Source organism: Microbacterium sp. ISL-59 (assembly GCF_018613945.1).
In the GTDB taxonomy this organism is placed as follows: domain Bacteria; phylum Actinomycetota; class Actinomycetes; order Actinomycetales; family Microbacteriaceae; genus Microbacterium; species Microbacterium oxydans_B.
The window spans coordinates 238,358-262,648 of sequence record NZ_JAGGPG010000004.1; the positions used below are offsets into that span (position 1 = coordinate 238,358).

The window sequence follows — 24,291 nt, forward strand, 5'->3', positions numbered from 1 at the left end:
CATGTTGAGACTGTCCCGCACCTCCAAGGTCGTGCTCGGAATCATCGTCGCGATCGTGCTCGCGTTCATGTACATCCCGCTCGCGCTCGTCGTGCTCAACTCGTTCAACTCCGCGCGCATCGTGAGCTGGCCGGTCACCGGGTTCTCGCTCGAATGGTGGGGCAAGGCGTTCACCAGCGAGCCGGTGCGCGCGGCTCTGCTGAACTCGGTCCTCGTCGCCTCCGGTGCCACCGTGATCGCCGTGATCCTCGGAACGCTCGTGGCCTTCGCGCTGCAGCGGTACTCGTTCTTCGGCCAGCGCGCCGTGAACCTCCTCGTGGTGCTGCCGATCGCCCTGCCGGGCATCGTCACCGGTGTCGCCCTGAACAACACCTACAACCAGATCCTGGAGCCCATCGGCATCCAGGTCGGGTTCTACGGCATGATCATCGCGCACGGCACCTTCTGCATCGTCATGGTGTTCAACAACGTGCTCGCGCGGCTGCGACGGATGAACCCCGGCATCGAGGAGGCGTCGAAGGATCTCGGGGCGAGCCCGTGGCAGACATTCGTGCTGGTGACGCTGCCGCAGTTCCGCAGCGCGCTCATCGCCGGCGCCATCCTCGCCTTCGCCCTCAGCTTCGACGAGGTGTACGTGACGATCTTCACGGCTCCCCCCGGCGTCGACACCCTGCCGCTGTGGATCATGAACCAGATGGCCCGGCCCAATGAGGCCAACGTCGTCAACGTCGTCGCGACGGTCGTCATCGTCGCGTCCTTCATCCCGGTGTGGATCTCACAGCGGCTCGGGAAGGAGGTCGACGAGCGCGACTGACGCGGACGCGGGCGTCGCCGGATGCGGCGTTCGCTCAGATCTGGGGGACTGCAGGGGGCTGCAGTCAGGCACACAGCAGTTTTCGGTCTTCCACGATCAAAGGAGTTCGTTGATGGAAAAGCGCATGAGTGACGTCGTCTTCTCACGACGTGCAGTGCTGGGCGGGATGCTCGGGGCGGGCGCGATCATGCTCGTCGGATGCGGCCCGGATGAGGCATCGCCCTCGCCGTCCGCGGGGAGCGGAGGAGGGTCCTACGACGTCATCGTCATCGGGGCGGGCTCCGCCGGCATGGCCGCCGCGCGGGAGCTGATGGACGCCGGCAAGAAGGTGATCGTGCTCGAGGCGCGCGACCGCGTGGGCGGACGCCTGTGGACCGACCGCACCCTGATGAGCATCCCGCACGAGCGCGGTGCATCGCTGTGTCACGGCGGGCCGGACACCGAGACCTGGGCCTGGGCGCAGAAGCTCGGGATCGAGGGGCGGAAGTTCGAGAACAAGTTCTCCCGCTACAGCCCGAGCACGCCGTGGGTCGGCTGGGACACCCCCGACTTCTACGCCTTCCCCGAGGGCACGCCCGCGCTCGCGGTGCCGCTGCCGGAACCGACGGCGAAGGAGTCGGCGCTGCAGTACCTGGAGCGCCTCGGCATCGCGCCGACGAACTACCCGCTCGCGCTGTTGGGCATCCAGGTCGACACCGAGCAGTTCGCCGTCTACCCGGCCTACGGTGTCGTCGACACGCTGACCGCCTGCCTGACGGTGTCGAAGACCGGGGTGATCGAGCCCGACGGGTACGCCGGTGACTACAAGCTGCTCGCGCCGTACGTCGACATCCTGAACGCCGTGGGGGAAGGCGTGGAGGTGCGGTTGGAGACGCCGATCGAGACGATCGACTACTCCGGATCCGGAGTGAGCGTGCAGGCGGGATCCGAGACGTTCGAGGCGGATGCCTGCGTCGTCACGGTGCCCATCGGGGTGCTGCAGAAGAAGTCGATCACCTTCTCGCCGCCGCTGGAGGACGACCGGATGGCGGCCATCGACGCGGTGAAGCAGACCGTCGCGTACAAGACCATCCTCGAGTTCGACCACCCGGTGCGCCCGGAGAGCTTCGACATGGTGAACCAGCACGACGAGGGACCCTGCCAGTTCTGGGACGAGTCCACCGGGATGCCCGGCTACGACGGCCAGCTCATCGTGGCCTGGGACACCGGGGATCGCGCGCGGGAGCTGCTCGCGCTTCCGGAGAAGGAGCGGTTCGACGCGGCGCTCGCCGGAGTGCGCAAGCTCGCCGGCGACCAGGGGCTGAACTACGTGAACGCGTCGAACTACGACTGGCGCGACGACGAGTTCGCCCTCGGGGCGTATGCGACCGGCGAGCGGGATCAGGACACGATCTACCGGCCGGCGAAGGACACGCTGTTCTGGGCCGGGGCGATCAAGAGCTCGGTCGCGAGCGCGCACTCCAGCGGGCTCGAAGCGGCGCAGGCGGTGCTGGTCGCGTCGTAGCGGCGCGGGAGTAGGGGAGGAGCGGGGCCGGTGATGCCGGGCCCGCTCCTCTGCCACCTCGGTACCACTTTGACATAGGTCAAAATCTCGAATAGCGTCGAGCCATGGCTCAGGCACGCGATCGCGACGACGTCTCCGACCGCATCGCGGGCGCCACCGCCGCCGAGATCTCGGAGAGCGTGCGCGATCTCGTCGATCGCGGCGAGCTCGCCCCGGGCGATCACCTCCCCTCGGTCCGGGCCCTCGCCGCCCGCCTCGGCGTCAACCGCAACACGGTGCTCGCGGCCTACCGCTCGCTGGTCACGGCGCGTATCGCGATCACGGGCGGCCGCACCGGCACGACGGTGCTCGGTCCCGCGCAGAACCCCGACGAGGGCTTCACCGCGGGGACCGTGCTGCGCGACATCGGCAGCGGCAACCCCGATGCCGCGCATCTGCCCGATCTCGCCGCCGCCTTCGCCGGAGTCGAGCCCGCCCACGTGCTCTACGGCGAGTCCGTGATCGACCCCGCCCTGGCCGAATGGGCCACGGAGTGGATCGCCGCCGACCACCCTCGTCCGTTCCGTCTGTCGATCACCGCCGGGGCCGTGGACGCCGTCGAGCGCCTGCTCGCCCAGAGCCTGGTGCAGGGCGACCGCGTCGGTCTCGAAGACCCGTGCTTCCTCTCCAGCATCCACACCGCACGCCTCGCCGGGTACGCGCCCGTCGCGATCCCCGTCGACCGCGAGGGGATGACCGTCGAGGGCCTGCGCACCGCCCTGGAAAGCGGCGCCCGCGCGATCGTCTGCACGCCGCGCGCGCACAACCCGACCGGGGTCGGCATCACCGCGGCACGGGCGATGGCGCTTCGCGAGGTTCTCGCCGAGCACCCGCACGTGCTGGTCATCGAAGACGACCACTTCTCGTTGCTCTCGACCACGCCGTACTCCAGCGTCATCGCTCCCGCGCACCAGCGGTGGGCGCTCGTGCGCTCGGTGTCGAAGTTCCTCGGACCCGACATGCGCCTCGCGGTCACGGCATCCGACTCGGTCACGGCGAACCGGCTCGCCCTGCGGCTCAGCCCCGGCACGATGTGGGTCAGCCACGTGATGCAGCGGCTCGCCGCCGGGATGCTGCGCGATGCCGCCACGCAGAGCCTGATCGCCGACGCCCGCACACACTACGCGGCACGCAACCGCGCGTTCGTCGCGCAGCTGGCCGCACGGGGAGTGCACGCGCAGGGCGACGACGGGCTCAACGTCTGGGTCGACGTCCAGGGCGATACCGCCGAGGTGTCCCGTCGTCTCGCGCTGCGAGGCTGGCTCGCCCGCTCCGGTGCGGAATTCGCGCTCGATCCTGACGGCTCGTTCGGTGACACGCACCTGCGTCTGACCGTGCACGACCTCGACGAGGCCGACACGCAGCGCCTCGTCGACGACCTCGCCGGTGCCATCGCCGGCACCCGCGGGACGGGAGCGCAGTCATGAGGGCGGGTGGGATGGCCGAAGCCGAGTATCGAATCGGACGCTCCTCCCGGCTGGAGGGCGTGCTGTACGACCTCCGCGGCCCCGTCGCGGCACGCGCAGCCGAACTCGAGCGCAGTGGTGAGTCCATCCTGCGGCTCGACATCGGCAACCCGGCCCCCTTCGGATTCGAGGCTCCGCCGGCCATCGTCGAGGCACTGCGCTCCGCGCTCCCGCACGCGCACGGGTACTCGGAATCGGCCGGCCTGCCCGAGACCCGTGAGGCGATCGCTGCGCACTACGCCCGCCGCCGCGGTTTCCCCGCTCTCTCGATCGACGACATCACGGTCGGCAACGGCGTCTCCGAGCTCGTCGGGCTCACTCTGCAGGCCTTGCTGGAGCCGGGCGACGAGGTGCTGATCCCGAGCCCGGACTATCCGCTGTGGACCGCATCGACCGTGCTCTCCGGAGGGCAGCCGGTGCACTACCCCTGTGTCGAGTCCGAAGGCTGGATGCCCGACCTCGCAGCGATGGAGTCGCTGATCGGCCCGCACACCGCGGCGATCGTCCTCATCAACCCGAACAACCCGACGGGGGCGGTGTACGGGCGCGAGGTGCTCGAGCAGATCGCCGAGCTCGCGCGACGACACGGGCTGCTGCTGCTCTCCGATGAGATCTACGACCGGGTCGTCTATCCCGGGTTCGAGCACCTCTCCACCGCCCAGATCGCGCCGGATGTCCCCTGCGTCACGTTCGCCGGGCTGTCGAAGACCCACCGCGTCGCGGGCTACCGTGCCGCCTGGATGACGGTCACCGGGTTCCATGCCGATGACCAGTTCCTCTCCGGCGTGCGACTGCTGGCGTCCATGCGGATGTGTGCGTCGGTTCCCGCGCAGCACGCGATCACGGCCGCGCTGACGCAGGATGACTCGCTCGACGCGCTGGTCGCGTCCGATGGCCGGCTCACGCGGCAGCGGGATGCAGCGCTCGACGCGCTCGACGCGATTCCGGGTGTCCGTACCGAGGCCGCGGGTGGGGGGCTGTATCTCTTCCCGCGTCTCGATCCGGAGCTGCACCGCATCGACGACGACGAACGGCTGGTCCTCGACCTCCTCGACGCGGAGCGCATCCTCCTCGTGCACGGGAGGGCGTTCCACCTGCGTACCCCCGATCACGTGCGGATCGCCTTCCTCCCCCAGACCGACGTGCTCGCCGACGCGCTCCGACGCTTCGGCTCCTTTCTGAGCGGATACTCTCCGCCAGGGCGCTGAGCGCCTCCGACCCGGTGGAGTGACCGAGTGGCCAGGTCGCGGTCCGCAAGACCGTGCACGCAGGTTCGATTCCTGCCTCCACCTCAGACCGGGCTCACTCGAGCCGACGCCGACGAAGGGCCTTCCGCCATGGACAGCGCATTCATCCCCGCAGCCAAACCGCTCATCGGCGACGAGGAAGTGGCGGCCGTCGAGCGCGTGCTGCGCAGCGGGATGCTCGCGCAGGGCCCGGAGGTCGCCGCGTTCGAGGCGGAGTTCGCCGAGCAGTTCCTGCAGGGTCGCACGGCGGTCGCGGTCAACTCGGGCACGAGCGGGCAGCTGCTGGGCCTGATCGCTTCGGGGGTGGGGGCGGGCGACGAGGTGATCGTGCCCTCATTCACGTTCGCTGCGGTGGCGAACTCCGTCGTCCTCGCGGGCGCGACCCCGGTCTTCGTCGATATCGAGCCGGTGCACTTCACCCTCGATCCGGCACGGGTGCGCGAGGCTATCACTCCGCGGACGAAGGGCATCATGCCGGTGCATCTGTACGGGCATCCCTTCCTCGTCGACGAGATCGAAGCGGTGGCGGCCGAGCACGGCCTGGCGATCTACGAGGATGCGGCGCAGGCGCACGGCGCCGCCTGGCGCGGTCGTCCGGCCGGCACCATCGGCGCGTTCGGGATGTTCAGCCTGTATCCGACCAAGAACATGACGGCCATCGAAGGCGGCATCGTCGCGTGTGCCGACGAGGACATCGCCCGCACCATGCGGCTGCTGCGAAACCAGGGGATGGAGACGCAGTACGCGAACGAGATCGTCGGGTACAACAACCGCATGAGCGAGGTGCACGCCGCGGTGGGTCGCGTGCAGCTGCGGAAGGTGGGGGAGTGGACTCGGCAGCGTCAGCGGAATGCGGCGCTGCTCGATGCCGGGCTCGCCGGCATCGACGGGCTCACGATCCCGCGGGTCGCCGACGGCGCCGAGCACGTCTATCACCAGTACACGGTGCGCATCGCCGGGGGCGAGCGTGACCGGGTGCGGGACGCCCTGCGCGATGAACACGCTGTCGGGGCCGGTGTGTACTACCCGATCCCCAACCACCGGCTGCCCTCGCTGCAGCGGTACGCCCCCGTGGAAGACCTGCCCGAAACCGAGCGGGCGGCACAGGAGGTGCTCTCGATCCCGGTGCACCCGTCGCTCTCGCGTGAAGACCTCGACCGGGTCATCAACGGTCTCGAGGCCGTGATGTCGGCCGGCGGGTGACCGCCGGGCTCCCGCTGCGTGGTCAGGCGGCCAGGGCGAGCCACACGCGCGGCGAATGGCCGATGCGCTGGGCGAAGACCCGCGAGAACGCCGAGGCGCTGGCGTAGCCGAGCTCCGCGGCGACGGTGCTGACCGACATCCCGGCGCGAAGCTGCTCCTGCGCGACGGTGAGACGCCATTCGGTGAGGTGGTCACCGGGCGATCGCCCGAGGACGTCCTTGAACCGTGCGGAGAAGGCGCTCCGCGACATGTTCGACCTGCGCGCCAGCGACTCCAGGTTCCACGGATCGCCCGGCGCCTCGTGCATCGCGACCAGTGCCGGAGCGAGCCGCTCGTCGGCGAGACCGGGAAGCAGGCCCGGGGGGAGGTCGAGCCGACCGCTGTTGTCGAGCATCCATCGCAGCAGCTGGATCAGGACCACTTCGAACATGCGGTCGGCCACGAGCGGGCGTCCGCAGCGGACGTTGTTGACCTCGGAGAACAGCAGGTCGAGGGCCGGGGCGAGGGCGGCGACCTCGTCGAGGGGCAGCACGATCACCGACGGCAGCGTGCGCACGAGCGGATGAGTGGCACCGCCGTCGAAGTCCAGCGTCGCGCACGCGAAGTCCGACTCGTCGGTCGGCGCGTTGAGGAAGGTGTGGTCGAGCGGACGCGGGAAGAACAGCAGGCTCGGCCGCGTGATGACCTCGCGCTCGGTGCTGCCGTCGGGGCGACGGTGGGTCACCTCCATCTCTCCGCGACGCAGCACGTGCAGGTAACCGTGACCGCTGCTCGCCGGGAAGACCGTCGTGCCGCACAGGGGGCCCGTGTGGAACAAGCGCGTGCGCACGCGGAAGCGCTCGAGCAGCGGAGTGAGGCGGTCGACAGAGGGCATGGTTCCAGTATCTGGACGATCGGTCATGAATGCAAGACGTTCTGGTGCGCATCGTCCGGCGATTCCCGGAAGACTCGAGGGGAGGCCGATCGGCCTCATCCTGCTAACGAAGGAGCATCACATGCCCAACGTCTCTCTCATCGAACGCGAATCGGCCACCGGACCCGTCAAGGAGCAGCTCGACCAGATCGCCGGCGCCTTCGGAACCGTGCCGGCGATGTTCCGCGCCGTCGCCCACTCCCCGGCTGCCCTGACGAGCATGTGGAGCGCATTCGGCGCGTACGGGGGCGGCACCCTCGGTGCTGCGCTCAGTGAGCAGATCGCCGTGGCGGTCGCCGACCGCAACTCGTGCAACTACTGCCTCGCGGCGCACACCGCACTCGGCAAGAAGGCCGGTCTGACGCGCGAGACGCTCGCCGCAGCACAGGTCGGCGAGTCCGACGATCCGCGCACGGCCGCGTTGCTGGCATTCGCGCTGAAGCTCGTCGACGCCCGCGGACAGGTGTCCTCGGCCGATGTCGACGCGGTCCGCGCGCAGGGGTGGAACGACGAGCAGATCGTCGAGACCATCGGTCAGGTGGCGCTGAACCTGTTCACGAACTACGTGAACATCGCCCTCGATGTGCCGGTGGACTTCCCGAGCGTGGCACTGCGCCGCGCGAGCTGAACCGCCACCGACGAAGGGCCGGGACCATCAGGTCCCGGCCCTTCGTCGTACCGTCTCAGTTCGCGTCGGCGTGGTGTGCGGGGCTGTCGACCTCGTCCAGCCACGCGGCGATCGTGGTGCGAGCGGCGGTCTCGAGCCGCGGGCCGTGGAGCCTGGCCTGCTCGCGGATCGTGCGCGGGTCGATGCCGTGGTGGTGCAGCTCGTGCGCGTGCCCGATGAGCCAATTGCCGATCGTGCGATGGTCGGCCTCCAGGTGGAACTGCAGCGCGAGCACGGTGTCGGTGGCGAACGCCTGGTTCGGGAAGTCCGGAGTGCGGGCGAGATGGCAGGTGCCCTCAGGGATGGCGAAGGCATCGCCGTGCCAGTGCAGGACGGGCAGCCCGTCGAGGGAGCGCAGTGGAGAGTCGAGCCCCTCGGCCGTGAGCTCGAGCGGCGCATAGCCGATCTCCACGGACCCGGTCGGAGCGACCACTGCTCCCATCTCCTCGGCGATCAGCTGTGCGCCCAGGCAGATGCCCAGCATCGCCCGGCCGTCGCGCAGCCGATGCGCGATCGCCTCCTTCGACGCGTGCAGGAACGGATACTGCACGGTGTCGTACACCCCGATGGGACCGCCCAGCACGATCAGCAGATCCGCGTCATCGACCCGCTCGATGTCGATCGCCTGCACGCCGAGGTCGACATGCTCCACGTGATACCCGCGCTCGATCAGGAGCGGCTCGAGGATTCCCAGATCCTCGAAGTGGACGTGCCGGAATGCGAGGGCGATGCGCGACCGCGAGGAATCGATCGTCATGGTGTCCGTCCTTCTGCGACGTGCGCGACGAGCTCGGTGAGACGGTGCGAGTATCCCCACTCGTCGTCGTACCAGGCCGAGATCTTCACCTGGGAGCCGGTCGCGCGGATCAGCGTGGTGTCCAGTATCGACGAGTGCGGGTCGATGACCGAGTCCGAGACGGCGATCTCATCGTCGGCGCAGCGCAGGATCCCTTTGAGTCTTCCCTCCGAAGCCGTCTGGAAAGCCACTCTCACCTCGTCGGCCGTCACGGTCTGCGTCGCCGTGACGGTGAGATGCGTGATCGACCCCCTGAGGGTGGGAGCCCGCAGCGCCGTGCCCTCGAGTCGGCCGTCGAGGTGCGGGAGGACGCGGGTGACGGCCTCGGCGGCGCCGAGGCAGCTCGCGGTGATCCTCGCGTCTCGGGTTCCCGCGGGCAGCAGGTCGGCGTGCGGGATGTCTTGGAAGCAGTCGTCGACGGAGCCTGCGTGGACCGTCGTCATCAGCGCCGCGTCGATCCCGAACGCGTCGTCGAACGTCTGCAGCACCGGCGCCAGACAGAGCGTGGTGCACGACCCGCTGGAGACGACGTGGTGTCGGTCGGGATCGTACGACCCCTCGTTCACTCCGAGGACCAGAGTCCCGTCATCGCCGGCGGCGGGCGAGGTCATGATCACCTTCTCGGCTCCGGCGGCGAGGTGCTCCCTCGCGGCGTCGGCGCGGATCGCCTGGCCGGTCGACTCGATCACGATGTCGACGCCGAGTTCGTGCCACGGCAGGGATCGGCGGTCGTGTTCGGAGTACACCCGGATCGCGTGACCGTTGACGAAGAGATGCCTGTCGTCATGCCGCGCCCCGCCCGCAGGCCGGCCGCCTGCCCGGTCGCTCTCGAGGAGATCGGCGACCGCGCGTGCGCCGCGCGGGTCGTTCAGCGCGACCAGCTCCAGGTCGGACCTGCGCGCCATCAGAAGGCGGAGCTGGTTGCGTCCGATCCGCCCGAGTCCGTTGATGGCGATCTTGGCGGGCATGGAGCTCCTTCAGGGGGTGGTGAGGATCCGGAGTGGTCTGTGAGGATGTTCGGTCGAACGCAGATCAGGCGAGAGCCGTCAATGCGCGATCGATCACATCCATCGCGATGTCGAGCTGCTGGTCCGTGGTGGTGAGCGTCGGCAGGAAACGGATCACGTTCGCGTCGCTGCCCGCGGTGAGAAGCAGGATCCCCTCCTGCGCCGCGAAAGCCGCGACGGCCGAGGCCGCGCCGGCCGCCGGACGTGACGTACCGGGTTCCGTCAGCTCGAACGCATACATCGCACCTCTTCCGCGCACATCGCCGATCAGCGGATGCCGCGCGGCGAGGTCGTTCAGCTGCTGCTCGAGCCTGTCGCCGATGCGCAACGCCTCGGCGAAGAAGTCACCGTGCTCGAGCTCATCGAAGACGGCCAGGGCTGCGGCGATGGATACCGGGTTGCCGCCGAACGTGCCGCCGAGAGTGCCGGGGTCGGCCGCATCCATGATCTCGGCACGACCGGTGACCCCGGCGAGCGGGAGACCGGCCGCGATGCCCTTGGCGGTGAGCACGAGATCGGGCACGACGCCGAACTGCTCGCTCGCGAACCACGTCCCCGTGCGGCCGAGGCCGGTCTGGATCTCGTCTGCGATGAACACGACGCCGTTGCGGGTGCACCACTCCTGCAGCGCGGGCAGATAACCGTCTGCGGGCACGACGAAGCCGCCCTCGCCCTGGATGGGCTCCGCGATCAGAGCTGCGAGATCGGTGACGCCGATGCGCTGCTCGAGGTGCGCGATCGTCCGCTGCGCCGCCTGCTCGCCGGTGAGGCCGTCCCGGTACGGGTACGAGTTCGGTACGCGGTGGATGTCCGGCGCGAAGGGACCGAAACCAGTGCCGTACGCCGCCTTGTGGTTCGTGGCGAGCGTGAGGTTCGTGCGCCCGTGGAAGGCGTGGTCGAGCGCGGCGACCGCGCGGCGGCCGGTGTGTCTGCGGGCGATCTTGACCGCGTTCTCCACGGCCTCCGCCCCGGAGTTGGCGAAGAAGGAGCGTTTCTCGTGGTCGCCGGGAGTCTTCTCGGCGAGGCGCTCCGCGAGGCTCACGTATCCCTCGTAGGGGGTCACGGTGAAGAGGGTGTGCGTGACCTGTTCCATCTGCGCGGCGGCCGCTGCGATGGCGGCGGGGTTCCCGTGGCCGATCGTGGTCACGCCGATGCCGCTCCCCAGGTCGAGGAAGCGGTTGCCGTCGACGTCGGTCACCCACGGGCCGTCCGCGTGGTCGATGTAGATCGGGAGCACGCTGCCGACCCCGCGGGCCACGGATCTCTGACGCCGCTCGTGGATCGCACGGCTCCGCGGCCCCGGCACCTCGGTGCGCAGGGAAGGGGCGGATGAGCGGTCGGGAAGCACGTCGAGCGGGGACATGGTGGCTCCTGTCGGGTGTGGCGCGAGGCGATCCAGCCTCGCATCAGATCGGCCTAAGACTATGTTAGCCTTTGACCTATGTCAAAACCAGAGCAGCCGAGCGGGGTCGACGATCGATACCCCACGGCGTTCACCGTCGACGACTTCCACCACAACGTCGCAGCCGTCCGCACACGCATCGACGAGGCGGCCCGTCGCGCCGGACGCCTCCCGGAAGAGGTCACGCTGCTTCCGGTGAGCAAGACCGTCCCCACCGAGCGCGTCAGGGTCGCCATCGAGTCGGGCATGCGGCTGCTCGGAGAGAACAAGGTGCAGGAGGCGGTGCGCAAGCACGGCGAGACGAGCGACCTCGACGTGTCCTGGTCGATCATCGGACATCTGCAGACCAACAAGGCACGGGACGTCGCCACCTTCGCCACGGAGTTCCAGGCCCTCGACCGGTTGCGTGTCGCCGAGGCGCTCGATCGGCGCCTGCAGGCGGCAGGACGCAGTCTCGACGTCTTCGTGCAGGTGAACACCTCTGCCGAGGATTCCAAGTTCGGGATGCCGCCGGAGGAACTCCCCGCCTTCCTCGAGGCGCTGCCCTCGTATCAGAGCCTTCGCGTGCGCGGACTCATGACGCTCGCCATCCTGACGCCCGACGACCAGCGGGTGCGCGAGTGCTTCTCCCTCCTTCGCACACTGCGAGACCAGGCCAGAGAAGACGCGCCCGACCTCATCGGCTCCGGCGAGCTCTCGATGGGGATGTCGGGGGACTACGAGATCGCGGTCGAGGAGGGGGCGACCTGTGTGCGTGTCGGTCAGGCGATCTTCGGCGCCCGCGCCCTCCCCGACAGCTACTACTGGCCCGAGGCCTGAACCGCGACGACGTCGGCGCGGCGATCAGTCGTCGGTGCGGAAACCCGCCGCCTTGTGGGTGCCGTCGCAGAACGGCTTGAGGGTCGAGAGCCCGCAGCGGCACAGGGCCACGGTGCGACGATGCGGCTCGATCGGCTCTCCGTCGGCGGTGCGCAGTTCGACGGGGCCGCGCACGAGCAGCGGTCCGTCGGGATAGGGCGTGATCGACGGCGGCTCGGTCCGGGCACTCATGACGCCACCCGCGGTCGGAGCGACGAGGTGCCCGCCTGCCAGGACTCCAGGATGTGTTCGCCGCCCCAACCGTCCACGGTCAGGCACGCCGCCGCGCCGAACAGGATGTCGGGCAGCAGCTCGGGGTGGTCTTCGGCGAGGCTGCCGGCCAGGTCTCGCGCGGCGATCTGCTCGTGCACCGCATCCGCCTCGACGTGCTCCTCGAAGTAGGCCGCCACATCCGGGTCGAATCCCAGACGATGCAGGCCGTCGGCATACAGGCGGCAGGGGATGGACGATGTCATCTCGAATGCGGCCAGGTGCCCGACGATCGCGCCGACGAGGCGGCGGTTGAGCCCGAACATCGACATCATGTTGTGCGAGGCGAGAGTGATCGCCGGCACGTCGTCGACGTACGCTCCATAGGTGGCATCGAGGCCCGCGGCACGCATCGCGCGGGCGAAGAGCTCGGCATGCACGCGCTGCGGTCGCCCGCCGCCGTACTCGTCCGACTGGATCTCGACGAGGGCGGCCTTGGCGCGTCCTTCCAGGCGCGGGATGGCCCAGGAGTGCGGATCCGCCTCGCGCAGCGTGTACACCGAGCGCTGGATGAGGGTCTCCTCCGCCTGCTCCCTGGTGGCCTTCTTCGCGATGTGCCGCGAGAGGCTCGGTCCCGTGTCGGCGGCGGCCAGGGCGAAGAGCGCGCGGCCGACGGCATCCACGGTCGGCTCGGGGGACTCCGGCATCGGCACCCTCGCCCGCAGCGCGCTCTCGAACGCCTCCTCGAGGATCCGGCGTGTGGTGAGAAGGGCGGGGTCCCACTCCAGGTCGGCATCGAGCTGCGGGAGCGATCCGTAGGACGAGGCGTAGAGGACGAAGAGCGCGAGCTGGATGTCGTCGTCGCGCACCACGTCAGCGCTCGCCGCCACGGCAGCGGTCGCGAGGCCCGCGTGGTCGGCGGCAGCGGCGTCGTCGCCCGTCAGGTGCGACATGACGGCGTGACTCAGCGGCCCTCTGTCGGTGAAGGGGAGGGTTGCGGCCGGGGCGGATGCCGGGGCGGATACGGTCATGAACAGGGCTCCCATCGGTGCGATGCTTCGCATCCTGCCGCGTGTGGATCATCCGCTCCAGGGACTTGACGCAGACGGGCGTGCGGGGCATACGCGCCGCGGCGCGGGCGGGGTGTCGACATCCGCTCCGCAGGGGCGGTCAGCGAACCGGTACCGTGGGGGCATGATCCCGGCCGTGCGCACCTTCGGGCGCCTCCTCGCACGGCACGGCCTCGCGCTGGCGGCCTGGTATCTCGCCGGCGAGGCTCTTCACGAGATCTTCGTGCAGCTCGCGGGTTTCATAGGCGGACTCACCACGCTCGGCGGACTCCTGCTCCTGCCGCTCGCCGTGGCCGCGCGCCTGGTGTCGTACGTCGCCATGTACCTCACGGTGCAGCGGTCGCTGCCGCACAGCGCATCCGACCACCGCCCGGGCTACCGGCAATTCGCGCAGACGACGCTGGTCGCCATCCTGCCGTTCTTCGCGTTCTATGCCGCCTGGGGAATGCTCGACGTCGACATCAAAGCGTTCTTCAACATCGCGAGCGGCATCGCCCTGCGTGACGCCAGCTACGACGCCGCCCAGCTCGGCGACCGCGGCGGCCTCATCGCGGTGGGCGTGCTGCCGGTCGCCGTGCTGGTCATCGCGCTCGTCGTGCGCGTGCTCCTCGCTCGGATCGGCGGGAGACTGCCGACATGGACGCTCGCGCTCGCCGCGTACGCCGAGGTGGTCTGGACCTTCATGCTCTTCACCCTGGTGGGCCAGTGGTGGGCGCAGGCCAAGGAGTGGATCGCCGATCGAGCGGGCGTCGCCTGGTTCGAGGGCATCGGCGACTGGTTCGGGGCCCACGTGCTCCCGGTGGCGACGCTGTGGGAGACGGTGCTGTGGCTGGTCGGACTGGTGGTCGCCGCGGTGGTCGTGCCCGCGGCATGGTTGACCGTGGCCGGCGTCATCTACGGCACGACCTTCGACGCGACTCCGGCGGTGCTGGGGCGTATCGAGCAGGCGCCCCCTGGTGCGGTGTCGAACCTCGCGCGAAACCTCGCACTCCGCCTCGAGGGGCTGTGGGCGGCACTGGCCCTGATCTGGCGCGGCGGCCCCGTCGTGTTCGGCTGCACGGCACTGGCGTATGCCGTGTGGTCGTGGGCCGAGCAGGTCGGTTCGCGCGGTCTGCTGCAGCTCGTCGGCGCGCACGACACCGCGTTCTGGTCGGGCTTCTTCCCGCTTCTCCTCGTCGCCGTGGCCGCCGTGGCCGAGCCGCTGCGCGTCGCGATCGTGGCGACTGCCTTCGACACGGTTGTCGGTCGCCCGGAAGCAGGGATGGGCACGCGCGAATCAGGGTTCGATGGGGAAGCGCGCGATCTCGTCGGTGCCGGGGACGTCGAGCACGAACGGCCCGTCGGCGTCGTCGGGGAGCAGGAACACCGCGAGGATGGCGTAGGAGCCTGACTCCTTCTGGCAGCCCGACTCGCCCTCGTCATAGGGCACGTCGAGCGCAGATCGGGCGTTGGTCCAGACGCGCGCGCCCTCGGTCTCAGCGAGGGTGAACATCCCGCATCCGCCGGCGTCGCCCTCCGCCCTGGCATCGATCCGGATGCTGAGCGTCCGCGATCCCGCCGGTGCCTCGAACTCATCCCAGCGGGCGGAGTCCAGACGGAGTTTCTGCCCGGCGACCTCGGCCCTCCCGTCCTCCGCATCCTGCACCTGCGTACTCTTCGGGGCGGCGGGCAGCACATCGAACCAGACGTGCACGGCGATCGCGGCGGCCGCGGCCACCACGAGCGCCACCAGTGCGAAGCGCTGTGTCCACCACCAGGTCATGGCGCCCCCAATCGCGGCTCGTCGAGTTCCCTGTCGGTGTCCTGCGGCACCTCATCGAGGGAGAGGGGGAAGGTGATGACGTCGTCGAGACGCGGCGTCGGGTACTCACCGCTGAGTCGCAGCTCTCCGTTCCCGGTCCGCAGGCCCTCCGGAAGCTCGAACGCCAGTGTCCCGACGGTGTCGGTGCCCACTCGCAGCTTGGCCCGGAGCAGCGATGTCGGCGGACGCTCGCTCGCCAGGAAGACCTGCCCGTCGATCACGAGGCTGGCGACGCCGATCACGGCATCCTCCTCGGTCGTCGGTGCGGACACGGCGAGTTCGATCACGAGCCAGTTCCCGTCGCCCTCCCACTTGTCCGCCACCGTCAGCCGGTCGGCGAACGAGGCCCCCTGCACCGCGGCGATCAGGGTACGGGACGTCGCCGTGTCGTCGACGGCCGCCCTGGTGAAGAAGGGATCGGTCAGCGCATCCTCGGGCGGTGTGACCGCCGTCACCACGCCGGCCGCGAGGACGAGCGCGATACCCGCGGCCCACGGAATCCATCCGCCGCGCGCGCTCACGGACCGACCTCCACGGGGGTGCGGGCGATCAGGTCGGTCCGTCGCCACGTGATCGCCGACGACGAGAGGATGACCTGGCCGGACTGCTCCCTGGCGTCGTACACATCGAGGTGGGCCTCGTGCTCGTCGAGAGCATCGTCGGCGACGGGGAAGGCGATGCGCACATCGGCGGGGACGCCGGGTTGCAGCACCACCGCGCGCAGCGAACCGTCCGCCCGCCAGGAGCGCGCGGTGTCGGTCACGGTCACGCCCGAGAGTTCGAGAAGCGGTGTGCTCGAGGAGAGCAGCCGTGAGGCGACCTGGTCGGCCGTGCCCTCCACCCCGACCGCGCGGTCGGAGAGGTTCTCCAGTCGCACCGTGACGATGAGCAGGGTCTCACCCGGCTCCGCCTCCAGATACTGCTCCTCGACCTCGTCGGTGACCTCAGCGTCCATCACGGTCACGGTATACAGCGAGGTGCGCACCTCGCTGCCGACGGGAACGAGCAACGGCTGCGTCGTCGCCGGAGCGAGGCCGCCGAATGCCACGAACGCTCCCAGCAGGCCGACGATCGCGACCACGGCGGCCCAGAGCGGCACCGCCGCGCGGCTGAAGGCGCCGAAGGCGGCCTGGCGTACGGAATCGACCACGCCGCCTGTCCTCGTCACGCAGTCAGCCTAGCGACAGGTCTCGAACACGTAGTCGTCGTCGGTCGGGGTGACCAGGTCGCGGTCGCGGAGCACCATCGATGCCGGGGAGTCGTGGTCCGCACACATCTCGGCGAACGGGCGGGGCAGCTCGTCGGCGTATTCGATGTCGATGACGTGATCGCCGTAGACCGCGGTGTAGGCGCCGCACTCGGCGTAGACCGCGCACTCCTCGGTGACCGCGAAGTCGAACCCGGCCTGCTCGTGCAGCACGGCCGCATCCTCGGCCGTGTTCTTCTGCCCGGCCGCGAGGCCGGCCGTATGGGCCGCATCGACGAGCAGTGTGGCCAGCGCCAGGTTGTCGTCGAAGGAGAGCGCCCCGTCAGACCGGGTGTACGAGTCGAGGTTGTCGAACTCGACGGCGTCGAAGCCGGCATCCGCGCACCCCTCGATCCACGGGATCACCGTGGCGGCGATCCGGTCGCGGCGCTCGGCTGTCGATGTGTCGAGCAGCGCCTCATCGGGCCAGTCCGGGTCGAAGATCACCTCGCCGTCACTCTGCAGCAGCAGGTCGCGGGGCCAGGAGTCGAGTTCGTCGGGCTGCGTCTGGAATCCGTTGACGTAGCAGATCGAGTACACGCCCTCGGCCGGCTCCGCGCTCCGGTCCCGGCCGACGATCCCGACCTCGGACGCCGGTTCGTACGCACCGCCGAGCTGGTAGTCGGGGGTCGCGCCGGACGGCGGAAGGCTGAACGACGCGGCGGGTGCCGACGATTCGCCGGACGCGGGGGGAGCGGCGGGCGCCGCACATCCGCCGAGCGCCAGCACCAGCATGGCGGCGGCGAGCGGCGTCCCGCCCCGGCGCGTCCTCGTGGGCATGGTCACTGCGGGGCGCCGGACGCGGCGACGTCGGCCGGTGCCGGTTCGGCCGGGTTGCGGCGGATGCCGATCCACGACACCACGCCGCCCACGACGAGCAACGCCGCCGTGACCCAGGCCGCATTGTGGAACCCGTCGAGGTCGAGCGTGCCGCCGACGATCGTCGAGAGCATCGCGACGACGAGCAGACCGGCGACGCGGGAGATCGCGTTGTTCACCGCCGAGGCGATGCCGGAGTGGTTCTCATCGATCGCTCCGAGGATCGCCGCGGTCAGCGGCGCCACGGTGAGCGAGAGGCCGAGACCCATCACGATCATCGCGGGCAGCACCTGCCACCAGTAGTCGAAGTCGTCTCCGACGAGCAGCAGCATGAGCGCGCCGACTGCCATGATCAGCGGACCGATGGTCATGAAGATCCGTGGCCCCCACCGTCCGGCCCATTGTCCCGCGCGGGAGGAGATCAGGATCATCAGGATCGTCATCGGGAGGCTCGCGAGCCCGGCCGCCGTGGCGCTGAGACCCGCGCCCTGCTGCAGGTAGACGCCGACCACGAAGCCGTTGAGCGACAGCGCCGCGTACACGAAGAGGGTGGCGAGGTTGCCCCAGCCGAAGTCGCGCACCCGGAACAGCCACAGCGGCATGAGCGGCGACGCCGAGTGCTGCTGACGCCACAGGAACAGGGCGAACAGGGCAGCGCCCACGACGGCGGGGATCCAGATCGCCGGGGACTGCCATCCCATGTTGGGCTGCTCGATCAGGGCGAACACCACGGCGCCGAGGCCGAGCGCGCACAGCGCACCGCTCCACCAGTCGACCTTGATGCCGCGCGGGTGCTCCGGAAGCTTCAGGCGGGCGAGCAGCAGCAGGGTGATGCCGATGGGGATCACGTTGATGAGGAAGACGAAGCGCCAGGACAGGTAGTCGACGAACAGGCCGCCGAGCAGCGGGCCGACGAGCTGGGCTCCGGTCGTGAAGGCGGTCCACACACCGATCGCCCGGGACTGCACGTCGGCGCGCATGGTCGCGGTGATGAGCGCGAGCGAGCTCGGCACCAGCAGCGCGCCGGCTGCACCCTGCGCGGCCCGGGCGATGATCAGCATGAGCGGATCGAAGGCCGCGGCCACCGCGATGGAGGCGATTCCGAACGCGATCAGGCCGATGCGCATCACCAGCACGCGGCCGTAGGCGTCGGACACCGATCCGGCGAGCAGGATCAGCGCGCTCAGCGTGATCAGGTACGCGTCGACCACCCACTGCTGAGTGGTGATGCCGCCGCCGAGTTCGCGGCTGATCGCGGGCAGGGCGACGTTCACGACGGTGCCGTCGAGGAACGTCACGAACGAGGCGAGCACGGCGATCGAGATCACGAGCCGCTGGAGAGGGGCGAAGGAGGAGGCCACAGGCCGACATTACTCCCGGCGGTGGACACCCGGGCGGCGGCGGTCAGGCCGCGGGCGCGGGCGCGGGCTCCTGTCGTTCCCCGTGCGGATCGGGTCGAGGCGCAGCTGGTGCGGGGTGAGGTGCCGGCGTACCGGCGCGGAGGAGTCGCGCGAGCCCGGCCGTCCCGTCCTGCTCGACGCTGCGGCGCTGCCGAGTGGCGCCGGTGCCGTCGGTGCGCAGCCGGGCGAGCCCGTCGTGCACCCACTCCCCGTCACCGAGTTCACGAAGCGCCGGGGCGATAACGGCCTGCATCCGCTCGGCGACGGTCCGCGCGTCGTCGATCTCCCCGGTCGTCGGGTCGATCACGCGCGCGTCCATGCCGCGGCGAGCAGCGGTCCACAGCGACGCGTCGATCACATCCGCGCCGATCGCGGCGGGAGGCTGGTCGTCGGTCAGCACGATCGCGCGGCTGAGCAGCGCGGCGAGCACCGACTCCTCCGGAGTCAGCTGCGCGTCGAAGACCCGCACCTCGACCGTCGGGTAGCGCTCCGATATGCGCACCGCCCAGGAGAGGGAGGCGGCATCCGCGATGGCCCGCAGATCGATGAGTCGCTGCACCCCCGAGCGGTAGTCGGTGAGATCGCGGAACTGCGGCGGGCTCCACGAGCCGGGCAGACGACGGATCAGGATGCTGCGCCAACTGGCGAAGGAGGTGTCGCGGCCCTCCACGAACGGGCTGTTCCCGGTGAGGGCCAGCAGCACCGGCAACCAGCCGCGCACCCGGTCGAGTGCGCGCACCCGCTCTTCGTCGTCGAGCACCTCGACGTGCACGTGCAGGCCGTTGACCTCGTGATCGTGGGTGAGATGGCCGAGCTGCTCGGCGACCACGTCGTAGTGCGGGGACGGGGAGACGGCGGAAGAGCGCGTCGTGGCGAACGGCGTTCCCGACGAGGCCGCGATCGCCTGCTGCTCCTGCGCATGCCAGCCGATCAGCTCGCGCAGGTGTCGCAGCTGTGCCTCGGCATCCGCTCCGGTCGAGACGGGCTCGGTGAGGCACTCGATCTGCGAGGTCAGATACTCCTTCGTGACCTCGCCGCCGGTGCGGAGCCGCGTGATGCGCTCGCGCGTGCCGGAGGCCAGAGCCACGGGCACCAACGAGTGCTCATCGAGGAAGAGGAACTCCTCCTCGATGCCGAAGCGGGTCATCCCCGTCCTCAGTGATTCCTGAGGGCGGAGATCAGCTCGGACTTCCGCTTGTGGCTGTAGCCGGTGAGTCCCAACTCCTTCGCGCGCTTGCGGAGTTCCGGGACGGTCCAGTCGTCGTAGTCGCCGTGTTCTCCACCACGGCGACCGACGGTGCTGCGGCCTTCCTTCGCGGCAGCGTTCGAGATGCGCGCCGCCTTCTCCTTGGACGCCCCGTCGTCCCTGAGCTCTTCGTACAGCTCGGGGTCCTTGAGCGATTTGTTCCGTCGTCCTGGCATGGGTTCATCCTTTCGCGCACTCGGAGGGTGGAAGTCAACCCCCTCTGGAAGATGGCTCCTGAGAGCTAGCGTGGTGTCACCGCAGTCGGGCGTTCGCGCCCCGAAAGAAGGGAAAGACCGATGAACATCCTCCTGATCATCGTCATCGTCGTCGCAGTGATCCTCGCGATCACCGGAGGACTGGTGCAGTCGCTCCAGTTCCTCCTGTGGGTCGGACTCGTCCTCCTCGCGATCGCTGTGATCGCTTGGTTGATCCGAGCGATCAGCGGCAGCCGCAAGGTCTGACCGAGGTCTGATCCCGAAGAGGTGGGGCCCGCCCGATGGCGGGCCCCACCTCTTTGCCGTTTCCGGGGGACTCTCGTCCTACTTCTTGTCGAACGCGTCGCGCACGCTGTCGCCGGTCTTCTCGGCGGCGTCCTTCACGTTCTGACCGGCCTGCTTGGTCGATGCCTTGACCTGATCTGCCTGGCCCTCGGCCTCGAGACGCTCGTTGTCGGTGAGCTTGCCGACGCCCTCTTTGACCTTTCCTGCGGCCTTCTCGGCGGCGTTCTTGACGTCATCTGCAGCACTCATGTTCTGCTCCTCTCCTAGGGCGGATTCGATTGATCCCGACCTTTCCACGCGGGCGCGGAACCGGCCACGGGATTGACAATCCGGCCCGCTCATGTCAGCGTTCCGCCCCATCGACGCGGGGTCCCCGAGGGACTAGCCTGGCGCCAGGCGGGTGGTCCTGCCCGCGGACCTCGAAGGAAGCGGTGAGCGATGGACTCGATGATGATGGGCGCCATGTCGAAGAACATGGAGTCGATGCCCGACATGGGCATGATGGACATGTCCGTCATGCAGGCGTGCATGGATGCGTGCGCCGCGTGCGAGCAGGCGTGCACGGTGTGCTCGACGCAGATGATGGACTGTTCGCCGGCCTGCATGAATTGCGCCGACATGTGCAACACCATGATGCGCTCGATGATGCGGATGCAGGGCATGACCCCGGCCTCGATGATGGCCATGCTCAACGCGTGCATCGCGATGTGCCAGGTCTGCATGGACGAGTGCATGCGGCATGCCGACGACAGCGACGTGTGCCGCATGTGCGCTCAGGCGTGCCAGGCCTGCATGGATGCCTGCATGGCCATGAAGGACATGATGATGGCGAGCGCCTGAGGCGCGATCGCTCACGGCTCCCCGTCGAAGACGGGTCGTGTCAGACGGTGGCGACGTTGAACTGCGTGCGCCCGACGGCGAGCACTCCGTAGCGGGCATGCAGTGCGACCGGTGTGCCCGGGGCTGCTTCGAGCGCCGCGCCGGATCCGTTCCACAGGTCGTGGACCTCGCCGTCGAGCGTGCGCACGACGAGGTCGCCGGCGACGGCATCCGTCGTCACGACCAGCGCGTCGACCCACCCCGCGGGCGTCGCCGAGGCGATGCGCGCCTGGATCAGATGCAGCGCGTGGCCGGGTGCGAACGAAGAGCACCGGTCGCCGCGGCTGCACATGCACGCTGCACGCTCACGCACCGGGAGGGGCGAAAGGCGGTTCAGCGGCGTGGACACGGTGGTCTCCTTCAGGATCGACGTTCCGGAAAGACTAAGTCGGGTTCCGGGTCGGAGCCAGGCGGACCGACACGGAGTGAAACAAACGGGTGTAGTCTCTCGGGGTGCTGTCGTCGATGAGCGCCCCTCGGGCGCAGAGCGGAGCTGCAGGCGCCTTCCGCGCCGCAGGCAGAGGCTGAAGACCAGCCGGAGGCGGAACCCCCGTCCCCGGTGCTGCGTCATACCCCGGCATCCGTCTCGGGCACCTCATCCGATCGACTCGCCCTCTGCGGCGACCACTCCTGAAAGCACTCTCATGCGTCCCATCGACGAGCGCGGCATCCGCGCCTCCTTCCTCAACGCCTCCCGCAAAGAGGTCTCCGACCTGACCCTCCCGCCCGGCTTCGCCGAGATCGACTTCGACCGTCTCGACTTCCTCGGGTGGGTGGATCCGAAGATGCCCCGCCGCGCGTACGTCGTCACGTGGGTCGACGACGCCCCGGTCGGTGTGTTCCTGCAGCGCGCCGAGCAGCGTGTGATCGCCCGGGCGCAGTGCTCCTGGTGCGAAGACGTCACGCTCCGCAACGACGTGCAGCTGTTCGTGGCACGCAAGGCCGGTGCCGCCGGACGCAAGGGCGACTCGGTCGGGGTGCTCACGTGTGCCGAGTTCGGCTGCAACCGGAATGTGCGCATCCTCCCGCCGCTGGCCTACCAGGGCTTCGACCGCGAGTTCGCGCGAGACCTGCGCATCCTGCGTCTGCAGGAGCACGTCGCCGGCTTCCTCGCCGAGGTGGCGGGGCAGACGGCCTAGCCGACGCGTGCGCGTCCGGTCATCCGGGCGCGCACGTGCTCGCGGGCGGGAGCGGCCAGCTCGGCCGAGAGCCGCGCGAACTCCTCGAAGCTGCGTCGTCCGGGCCAGTCGGCCGGCAGCATCGACGGCGGAAGCCCGGGGTCGGTGTGGGGCAGCACCCGCCAGCGGTCGATCAGCTGGACGTACGCGGCGAACGGCTCGGAAGGCAGTGCGGTGAGCTGGTCCTGGAAGTCGAGGTGCTCGGCGCGCAGGGCCGCGAGATCCCACCACTGCGCGGCAGCTTCGACGAGCGTGCCGGCCGGCGCGGGGGCGGATGCCTGGAACAGGGTCGCCCGACTCCGGGCGTCGAGCTCTTCGAGGATCTGCTCCACCTCGTCGTGGAGGTGCCCCGGACAGATCCACAGCGCGGGGGACACGACCCCGGCGCCGATCCACTGCAGGCGGCGGCGCAGCTGGTGCCGGATGCTGCGTGCGCTCTCGGGAATCGAGAACGAGATCAGGCACCAGGAGTCGGCATCTGTCATCTCGCGCATCTCGAAGATGCGGCGGTCGCCGCGCTCGAGCATCCCGACGGCGGCCGGGTTGAGGCGATAGCCGATCCCGGCATCGCGCTCCGCGAGCAGGAGCCCCTTCTGCTTCAGACGTGTGATGCCGGTGCGGGCGGGGCCTGCCTCGATCCCGAGGTCGCCCGCGAGCGCGACGAGGTCGGCCGCCGAGATCCAGCCGCCGAGCGGGCGCAGGAACACCCCGACGAGTGTCCGCAGCAGCGAGGCGGTACTGCCGGGGCGTGCGTCGATGTCATCGAGCACGGGCGCGGCGGCGAGGTCAGAAGTCACCGGACTCCAGGGCGTCGCGCACGGCCAGGACCCCCGTGATCGTCTCGACGTGCGAGGTGCTCAGTGGGGAGAGCCCGAGGCGGATGCCGTCGGGGAAGCGGAAGTCGGGGATGATGCCGTCGGCCCACAGCCGCCGCGTGACGTCGCGGAAATCCGGGTGGCCGATCGTCACGTGGCCGCCGCGGAGGTCGGCGTCGCGCGGGCTCAGCAGCCGCACGCCGAGAGGTGCGAGCACCTCGTCGTATGCGCGCACCGCGAGGTCGGTCAGCGACTGCGACTTCGCCCGGACTCCGGCGATCGTGGACTGCTCGATGAGGTCGAGCATCCCCTGCATCGCGAGCATCGACGTCACCGGCGGGGTGCCGCTCAGCAGCTGACGGATGTCGCCCGCCGGTACGTACTCCGGCCCCATCGCGAAGATGTCGGCGGCGCTCCACCAGCCCTGGATCGGCTGACGCAGCACACCCTGAAGCCCGTGACGCAGGTAGGCGAACGCGGGGGAGCCCGGTCCGCCGTTGAGGTACTTGTAGGTGCAGCCGACGGCCAGGTCGACGCCCCACTCGTCGAGCTGCATCGGAATCACGCCGGCCGAGTGGCAGAGGTCCCACATCATGAGCGCGCCCGCGTCGTGCGCTGCGGCGGTGATGCCGGGCATGTCCGCGAGGGCGCCGGAGCGATAGTCGACGTGGCTCAGCGAGACCAGGGCGGTGCGTTCCGACACGACGACCTCGACGTCGGCGACGGTCACGCCGTGCACGGGATCGGGTTCGAGCCAGCGCAGGGTCATGCCGGTCTCGGCCGCGACGCCCTCGGCGAGGAACCGATCGGTGGGGAAGTTGCCGGCCTCGATGACGAGTTCGGTGCGGTCAGGGTCGGCGGCCGCGGCGGCGCGCATGAGCTTGTAGATCAGCACGCTCGTCGAGTCGGCCACGACGGTCTGGCCGGCCGCGGCGCCGAGCGCGACCCGGCCGATGCGGTCTCCGAGCTCCATCGGCAGCGCCATCCACTGCTCGTCCCAGGAGCGGATGAGCCGCGTGCCCCAGTCTTCCCGCACGAACGCGGCGAGCTTCTCCGGGATGTCGCGCAGCGGGCGGCCGAGCGAGTTGCCGTCGAGGTAGGCCGTGACACCCGGCGCCTCGGCGAACGCGTCGAGGTGGGCACGCAGCGGGTCGGCGGCGTCGAGGGCGCGGGCGGCGTCGAGCAGGTCGGTGTCGCGGGGGTCGGTCATG

At 69.7% G+C, this 24,291-nt stretch carries 28 protein-coding genes and 1 tRNA gene; 12 read left to right on the forward strand and 17 right to left on the reverse strand.

Translation table 11 applies throughout. The annotated features are described in order from the left end of the window. Window position 1 precedes the first annotated feature (1 nt). The 6 genes from J7E45_RS14630 (at window position 2) to J7E45_RS14655 (ending at window position 6,273) form a co-directional block, all read left to right on the forward strand. Window positions 2–814, forward strand: coding sequence for an ABC transporter permease (locus J7E45_RS14630; protein ID WP_105710546.1), 813 nt, complete (start codon window positions 2–4; stop codon window positions 812–814). A gap of 124 nt (window positions 815–938) precedes the next feature. After that, window positions 939–2,318 carry an NAD(P)/FAD-dependent oxidoreductase gene (locus J7E45_RS14635; RefSeq protein ID WP_285229007.1) on the forward strand — a complete coding sequence of 460 codons (1,380 nt, stop codon included), beginning with the start codon at window positions 939–941 and terminating at the stop codon, window positions 2,316–2,318. A 104-nt stretch (window positions 2,319–2,422) separates the two neighbouring features. Further along, a complete protein-coding gene (locus J7E45_RS14640) occupies window positions 2,423–3,784 on the forward strand; it encodes an aminotransferase class I/II-fold pyridoxal phosphate-dependent enzyme (RefSeq protein ID WP_215070256.1) in 1,362 nt (453 codons plus the stop codon). Between the two features lie 11 nt (window positions 3,785–3,795). Beyond that, complete coding sequence (locus tag J7E45_RS14645; RefSeq protein WP_215070258.1) at window positions 3,796–5,031, forward strand: pyridoxal phosphate-dependent aminotransferase; 1,236 nt, start codon at window positions 3,796–3,798, stop codon at window positions 5,029–5,031. A gap of 13 nt (window positions 5,032–5,044) precedes the next feature. Continuing rightward, window positions 5,045–5,115 (forward strand) — tRNA-Cys (locus J7E45_RS14650). Between the two features lie 45 nt (window positions 5,116–5,160). Then, a complete protein-coding gene (locus J7E45_RS14655; RefSeq protein WP_215070260.1) occupies window positions 5,161–6,273 on the forward strand; it encodes a DegT/DnrJ/EryC1/StrS family aminotransferase in 1,113 nt (370 codons plus the stop codon). A gap of 22 nt (window positions 6,274–6,295) precedes the next feature. Here the strand turns inward: J7E45_RS14655 and J7E45_RS14660 are convergent, their stop codons facing one another. Next, complete coding sequence (locus tag J7E45_RS14660; protein WP_215070262.1) at window positions 6,296–7,147, reverse strand: AraC family transcriptional regulator; 852 nt, start codon at window positions 7,145–7,147, stop codon at window positions 6,296–6,298. Between the two features lie 121 nt (window positions 7,148–7,268). Between J7E45_RS14660 and J7E45_RS14665 the strand changes: the two genes are divergently transcribed. Continuing rightward, window positions 7,269–7,814, forward strand: a complete 546-nt coding sequence (locus J7E45_RS14665) for a carboxymuconolactone decarboxylase family protein (RefSeq protein WP_091028716.1) — start codon at window positions 7,269–7,271, stop codon at window positions 7,812–7,814. A 55-nt stretch (window positions 7,815–7,869) separates the two neighbouring features. Here the strand turns inward: J7E45_RS14665 and J7E45_RS14670 are convergent, their stop codons facing one another. The 3 genes from J7E45_RS14670 to gabT form a co-directional block, all read right to left on the reverse strand. Then, window positions 7,870–8,610, reverse strand: coding sequence for a glutamine amidotransferase (locus J7E45_RS14670; protein ID WP_215070264.1), 741 nt, complete (start codon window positions 8,608–8,610; stop codon window positions 7,870–7,872). Next, window positions 8,607–9,617 carry a glyceraldehyde 3-phosphate dehydrogenase NAD-binding domain-containing protein gene (locus tag J7E45_RS14675; protein WP_215070266.1) on the reverse strand — a complete coding sequence of 337 codons (1,011 nt, stop codon included), beginning with the start codon at window positions 9,615–9,617 and terminating at the stop codon, window positions 8,607–8,609. The genes J7E45_RS14670 and J7E45_RS14675 overlap by 4 nt, the downstream gene beginning before the upstream one ends. Before the next feature lie 64 nt (window positions 9,618–9,681). After that, the gene (gene gabT, locus J7E45_RS14680; protein WP_215070268.1) at window positions 9,682–11,019 is read right to left on the reverse strand and encodes a 4-aminobutyrate--2-oxoglutarate transaminase; all 1,338 of its coding nucleotides are present in this window, start codon (window positions 11,017–11,019) and stop codon (window positions 9,682–9,684) included. A gap of 78 nt (window positions 11,020–11,097) precedes the next feature. Here gabT and J7E45_RS14685 point away from each other — a divergent pair, with 78 nt between their 5' ends. Continuing rightward, window positions 11,098–11,877 (forward strand): YggS family pyridoxal phosphate-dependent enzyme, encoded by a 780-nt coding sequence (locus J7E45_RS14685; protein WP_215070270.1) that lies wholly within the window; start codon window positions 11,098–11,100, stop codon window positions 11,875–11,877. A gap of 24 nt (window positions 11,878–11,901) precedes the next feature. On the opposite strand, the gene J7E45_RS14690 is transcribed toward J7E45_RS14685, so the two are convergent. Further along, window positions 11,902–12,108 carry a CDGSH iron-sulfur domain-containing protein gene (locus tag J7E45_RS14690; RefSeq protein WP_215070272.1) on the reverse strand — a complete coding sequence of 69 codons (207 nt, stop codon included), beginning with the start codon at window positions 12,106–12,108 and terminating at the stop codon, window positions 11,902–11,904. Beyond that, window positions 12,105–13,157, reverse strand: a complete 1,053-nt coding sequence (locus tag J7E45_RS14695) for an iron-containing redox enzyme family protein (RefSeq protein WP_215070274.1) — start codon at window positions 13,155–13,157, stop codon at window positions 12,105–12,107. The genes J7E45_RS14690 and J7E45_RS14695 overlap by 4 nt, the downstream gene beginning before the upstream one ends. Before the next feature lie 163 nt (window positions 13,158–13,320). On the opposite strand from J7E45_RS14695, the gene J7E45_RS14700 reads away from it, so the two are divergent. Beyond that, window positions 13,321–14,586 carry a hypothetical protein gene (locus tag J7E45_RS14700; protein WP_215070275.1) on the forward strand — a complete coding sequence of 422 codons (1,266 nt, stop codon included), beginning with the start codon at window positions 13,321–13,323 and terminating at the stop codon, window positions 14,584–14,586. On the opposite strand, the gene J7E45_RS14705 is transcribed toward J7E45_RS14700, so the two are convergent. The 7 genes from J7E45_RS14705 to J7E45_RS14735 are packed head-to-tail and all read right to left on the reverse strand — an operon-like array spanning window position 14,473 to window position 19,884. Next, window positions 14,473–14,958 (reverse strand): hypothetical protein, encoded by a 486-nt coding sequence (locus J7E45_RS14705; protein WP_215070276.1) that lies wholly within the window; start codon window positions 14,956–14,958, stop codon window positions 14,473–14,475. The two genes, J7E45_RS14700 and J7E45_RS14705, sit on opposite strands and share 114 nt — an antisense overlap. Further along, the gene (locus J7E45_RS14710) at window positions 14,955–15,518 is read right to left on the reverse strand and encodes a hypothetical protein (protein ID WP_215070277.1); all 564 of its coding nucleotides are present in this window, start codon (window positions 15,516–15,518) and stop codon (window positions 14,955–14,957) included. Before J7E45_RS14710 ends, J7E45_RS14705 begins: the two co-directional genes overlap by 4 nt. Next, on the reverse strand, window positions 15,515–16,165 hold the full coding sequence (locus tag J7E45_RS14715; RefSeq protein WP_215070278.1) for a DUF4352 domain-containing protein: 651 nt from the start codon (window positions 16,163–16,165) through the stop codon (window positions 15,515–15,517). Before J7E45_RS14715 ends, J7E45_RS14710 begins: the two co-directional genes overlap by 4 nt. 9 nt (window positions 16,166–16,174) lie before the next feature. Then, a complete protein-coding gene (locus tag J7E45_RS14720; RefSeq protein WP_251054279.1) occupies window positions 16,175–17,023 on the reverse strand; it encodes an endo alpha-1,4 polygalactosaminidase in 849 nt (282 codons plus the stop codon). A 2-nt stretch (window positions 17,024–17,025) separates the two neighbouring features. Beyond that, window positions 17,026–18,423: an MFS transporter gene (locus J7E45_RS14725; RefSeq protein WP_167634575.1), complete on the reverse strand. Its 1,398-nt coding sequence runs from the start codon at window positions 18,421–18,423 to the stop codon at window positions 17,026–17,028. A 43-nt stretch (window positions 18,424–18,466) separates the two neighbouring features. Next, window positions 18,467–19,609, reverse strand: coding sequence for a YbdK family carboxylate-amine ligase (locus J7E45_RS14730; protein WP_215070279.1), 1,143 nt, complete (start codon window positions 19,607–19,609; stop codon window positions 18,467–18,469). A gap of 8 nt (window positions 19,610–19,617) precedes the next feature. Then, a complete protein-coding gene (locus tag J7E45_RS14735) occupies window positions 19,618–19,884 on the reverse strand; it encodes a Rho termination factor N-terminal domain-containing protein (RefSeq protein WP_215070281.1) in 267 nt (88 codons plus the stop codon). Window positions 19,885–20,004: 120 nt separating this feature from the next. On the opposite strand from J7E45_RS14735, the gene J7E45_RS14740 reads away from it, so the two are divergent. Beyond that, on the forward strand, window positions 20,005–20,169 hold the full coding sequence (locus tag J7E45_RS14740; protein WP_017201713.1) for a hypothetical protein: 165 nt from the start codon (window positions 20,005–20,007) through the stop codon (window positions 20,167–20,169). Window positions 20,170–20,247: 78 nt separating this feature from the next. On the opposite strand, the gene J7E45_RS14745 is transcribed toward J7E45_RS14740, so the two are convergent. Then, a complete protein-coding gene (locus tag J7E45_RS14745) occupies window positions 20,248–20,457 on the reverse strand; it encodes a CsbD family protein (RefSeq protein WP_029261061.1) in 210 nt (69 codons plus the stop codon). Between the two features lie 189 nt (window positions 20,458–20,646). Here J7E45_RS14745 and J7E45_RS14750 point away from each other — a divergent pair, with 189 nt between their 5' ends. Next, window positions 20,647–21,048, forward strand: coding sequence for a hypothetical protein (locus J7E45_RS14750; protein WP_091028412.1), 402 nt, complete (start codon window positions 20,647–20,649; stop codon window positions 21,046–21,048). Window positions 21,049–21,088: 40 nt separating this feature from the next. On the opposite strand, the gene J7E45_RS14755 is transcribed toward J7E45_RS14750, so the two are convergent. After that, a complete protein-coding gene (locus tag J7E45_RS14755) occupies window positions 21,089–21,436 on the reverse strand; it encodes a hypothetical protein (protein WP_215070283.1) in 348 nt (115 codons plus the stop codon). A 295-nt stretch (window positions 21,437–21,731) separates the two neighbouring features. On the opposite strand from J7E45_RS14755, the gene J7E45_RS14760 reads away from it, so the two are divergent. Continuing rightward, a complete protein-coding gene (locus J7E45_RS14760; protein WP_215070285.1) occupies window positions 21,732–22,226 on the forward strand; it encodes an FBP domain-containing protein in 495 nt (164 codons plus the stop codon). Here J7E45_RS14760 and J7E45_RS14765 read toward each other — a convergent pair. Beyond that, the gene (locus tag J7E45_RS14765; RefSeq protein WP_215070287.1) at window positions 22,223–23,062 is read right to left on the reverse strand and encodes a PaaX family transcriptional regulator C-terminal domain-containing protein; all 840 of its coding nucleotides are present in this window, start codon (window positions 23,060–23,062) and stop codon (window positions 22,223–22,225) included. The genes J7E45_RS14760 and J7E45_RS14765 overlap by 4 nt on opposite strands. Beyond that, window positions 23,052–24,290, reverse strand: a complete 1,239-nt coding sequence (locus J7E45_RS14770) for an aminotransferase class V-fold PLP-dependent enzyme (protein ID WP_215070289.1) — start codon at window positions 24,288–24,290, stop codon at window positions 23,052–23,054. The genes J7E45_RS14765 and J7E45_RS14770 overlap by 11 nt, the downstream gene beginning before the upstream one ends. Window position 24,291: the final 1 nt, after the last annotated feature.